Origin of the sequence: Mesorhizobium sp., from assembly GCF_024509055.1 — a bacterium.
In the GTDB taxonomy this organism is placed as follows: domain Bacteria; phylum Pseudomonadota; class Alphaproteobacteria; order Rhizobiales; family Rhizobiaceae; genus Mesorhizobium.
The window spans coordinates 1-3,444 of sequence record NZ_JANINM010000182.1 but is presented as its reverse complement, the minus strand read 5'-3'; the positions used below and the strand labels follow the sequence as shown (position 1 = coordinate 3,444).

3 protein-coding genes are annotated in these 3,444 nt (G+C 61.5%); 2 read left to right on the top strand and 1 reads right to left on the bottom strand.

What is annotated here, in order from left to right; all coding sequences use genetic code 11:
• A partial coding sequence (locus Q0L57_RS08810; RefSeq protein ID WP_296741243.1) for a CTP synthase occupies positions 1-1,361 on the top strand: 1,361 nt, incomplete at its 5' end.
• Between the two features lie 18 nt (positions 1,362-1,379).
• Complete coding sequence (locus tag Q0L57_RS08805; RefSeq protein ID WP_296741240.1) at positions 1,380-1,922, top strand: DUF1697 domain-containing protein; 543 nt, start codon at positions 1,380-1,382, stop codon at positions 1,920-1,922.
• A 35-nt stretch (positions 1,923-1,957) separates the two neighbouring features.
• Here the strand turns inward: Q0L57_RS08805 and Q0L57_RS08800 are convergent, their stop codons facing one another.
• Positions 1,958-3,415, bottom strand: a complete 1,458-nt coding sequence (locus tag Q0L57_RS08800) for an NCS1 family nucleobase:cation symporter-1 (RefSeq protein ID WP_296741237.1) — start codon at positions 3,413-3,415, stop codon at positions 1,958-1,960.
• Positions 3,416-3,444 lie beyond the last annotated feature (29 nt).

The window sequence follows — 3,444 nt, the reverse complement described above, 5'->3', positions numbered from 1 at the left end:
CCACCGGCCGCATCTACAAGAACATCATCGAGCGCGAGCGGCGCGGCGACTATCTTGGCGCGACCGTGCAGGTGATCCCTCACGTCACCGACGAGATCAAGCATTTCGTCCTCGACGGCAATGACGACTATGATTTCGTGCTGTGCGAGATTGGCGGCACGGTCGGCGACATCGAGGCGATGCCGTTCCTGGAAGCGATCCGCCAGTTGGGCAACGATCTGCCGCGCAACAACGCGGTCTATGTGCATCTGACGCTGATGCCATATATCCCGACGGCTGGTGAGTTGAAGACCAAGCCGACGCAGCATTCGGTCAAGGAACTGCGCGGCATAGGCATTGCGCCCGACATCCTCTTGGTGCGCGCCGACCGGCCGATCCCCAAGGAAGAGCGGCGGAAGCTGTCATTGTTCTGCAACGTGCGCGAAAGCGCCGTCATCCAGGCGCTGGATGTGCCGCACATCTACGACGTGCCGATGGCCTATCACAAGGAAGGGCTGGATTCGGAGGTCCTGGCGGCCTTCGGTATCGATCCGGCGCCGAAGCCGCGCATGGAGCCGTGGCAGGCGCTGTCCAGCCGCATCCACAATCCGGAAGGCGAGGTAACCATCGCCATCGTCGGCAAGTACACCGGGCTCAAGGACGCCTATAAATCGCTGATCGAGGCGCTCTCGCATGGCGGCCTTGCCAACCGCGTCAAGGTCAAGCTCGACTGGATCGAGAGCGAGATCTTCGAGAAGGAGGACCCGACACCCTGGCTGGAGAAGGTGCATGGCATCCTTGTCCCCGGCGGGTTCGGTGAGCGCGGCTCCGAAGGCAAGATCCTGGCGGCCAAGTTCGCGCGCGAACGCAAGGTGCCTTACTTCGGCATCTGCTTCGGCATGCAGATGGCCTGCATCGAGGCGGCGCGATCGCTCGCCGGTGTCGATCATGCTTCGTCGACCGAGTTCGGCCCCACCGACGAGCCTGTCGTCGGCCTGATGACCGAATGGCTGAAGGGCAACATGCTGGAAAAACGCCGGGCCGCGGGCGACCTTGGCGGCACCATGCGGCTCGGCGCCTATCAGGCCGATCTCGCCAAGGGCTCGAAGATCGCGGAGATCTATGGCGACACGCAGATTTCGGAACGCCACCGGCATCGCTACGAAGTCAATATCGACTACAAGCAGAAGCTAGAGGATTGCGGGCTGGTTTTTGCCGGCATGTCGCCGGACGGCGTGTTGCCCGAGACGGTCGAATATCCCGACCATCCCTGGTTCATCGGCGTGCAATACCATCCGGAGCTGAAGAGCCGGCCGCTCGACCCGCATCCGCTGTTCGCCAGCTTCATCTCGGCCGCTGTGGATCAGTCGCGCCTCGTTTGAACGGCTGGCGAACCAGCTATGCAGACTTATGTAGCATTGCTCTACAGCATTGGCCTCGGCGGAGGCCAGCGCCTCATCATGTCGGACTTCAGGGCGATGGCCGAAGGTCTCGGCTTCGGCAATGTCCGCACGCTGGTGTCGACGGGCAACCTGGTCTTCGAGACGCGCGAGACCAAAATATCCACACTCGAACAGCGGCTCGAGACGGCGTTCGAAAAGACTTTCGGCCGCAGTGTCGACATCATCGTGCGCGGCGCCGATGATTGGTTGAAGCTTGCGACCTCCAATCCGTTCCCTGCCGAATCAGCGGAGGCCGGTGATCGGGTCGCGGTTCGGGTGATGCGTGTGCCTGTCGCTGACGAGGCCCTATTAGGGCTTCAGGCCCGTGCCGCCACCGATGAGAGAGTGCTCTTGGTCGGCGGTGACATCTGGCTCGTCTTTTCGCGCGAGCGGCCGAGCTCAAGGCTGCTAGCAGCCTCCAATCACAAACGGCTGGGCATTGGCACGTCCCGCAACTGGAATACGGTGCGCAAACTGGCCGAGATGATCGGCAAATCGTAGATGCGAAAGGGGCGGCTAGCGCCGCCCCTACAGTCTCACGCCTTTGCAGTTCGCGCGCTTGCACCGAGGGCCATGGTGCGTAGCACGTAGTAGACCGCACCCGCGATCGCGACGCCGAAGAACCAGCCATAGACGCCCCACCAGGATGGCAGCCAGTTGGTGAAATTAGGCAGGATCGATGAGAAGATCGCGCCGACGCCAGCGGCGATGAAGGCGTTGACGTGCCAGCCGCCTTGGAAGCGGAACTCGCCGTCTTCCCTGTAGAGGGCCTCGACGTCGACCTCGCTTTTGCGGATCAGATAATAGTCGACCATCATCACGCCGAAGATCGGCCCCATCGTCGCGCCGATGATGCCGACGAAGTGGGCGGCGCTGCCTTCCCAGGGTGCGAAGGGATAGAGCACCAAGGCGATCAATGCAGCGATGTAGCCGCCTTTCTTGAAGTCGATCTGGCGTGGAAACACGTTGGAGAAATCGAAGGCTGGCGAGACGAAATTCGCCACCACGTTGATGCCGAGTGTGGCCACCGCGAAGGTGAGCGCGGCAAGCGCGGCCAAGAACCAGCTGTCGAACTTGGCTGAAATCTGGTCGGGATGAAGCAGAACCTCATGATAGACGTCATAGGCGGCGATGGTGGTGACGCCGGCTACCAGCGAGAACAGGATCAGATTGACGGGCAGGCCCCAGATGTTGCCTTTGCGAAGGGCCGCGCTGTCCGGCGCGTAGCGGGCGAAGTCGCAGAAGTTCAGATAGAGCGCCGAGAAATAGGTCACCCAGATAGCCGCGACCCCAAAGAGCGCGGTCCACGAACCTGGATCTCCGGGGATGCCGGCATCGGCGGTCTTGTCGCGCAGCACGTCCATCGGAATGTCGCTGGTGAAGGCGAAGGTCCCTGACTTCACGCAGAGGTAGATGGCCAGGAGGAGCATCATCACCCATACAGCCGGGCCTGCCCAGTCCTGGAAGCGGCGCACAGTCTCCATGCCTTTCTGGATGATCAGGAGTTGCAGCGCCCATATGATGACGAAGCAGATTACCTCCAGGGTTGAATGTCCGAGAAGATGCGAGGTCTTGTTGAAGTCATCGAACCATTGCAGCCGCGTCAGCAGCGCTACGATGGCGCCTGATGCGGCGGCCGTCTGCGCGCCGTACCAGAAACAGGCGACTACAGCGCGCACCAGCGCGGGGATGTTGGCGCCCCAGATGCCGAAAGAGGCACGGGCAAGCACGGGGTAGGGCACGCCAGTCTTGACGCCCGCATAGCCGACCATGTTCATCAGGGCGTAGATGATCAAGGAGCCGACACCGATCGCGATAATGAAGTTGACGAAGCCGCCGCAGAACAGAAACAGGCTTGCGGCGAGATAGTAGCCCCAGAGGCTGTGGACGTCCGATGTCCAGACGTTGAAGATCGAAAACGGCCCCCAATTTCGGACCGTTGCCGGAGCCAGATCCTCATTGTAGAGGCCAGGCGATGCGCCTTGTATGGTCATTGCAAATGTTCCCCTTTTGCAAAACGCGC

Coding starts and splice junctions, on each gene's coding strand:
- Q0L57_RS08805 (WP_296741240.1), top strand. CDS start 1,380: ATGCAGACTTATGTAGCATTGCTCTACAGCATTGGCCTCGGCGGAGGC.
- Q0L57_RS08800 (WP_296741237.1), bottom strand. CDS start 3,415: ATGACCATACAAGGCGCATCGCCTGGCCTCTACAATGAGGATCTGGCT.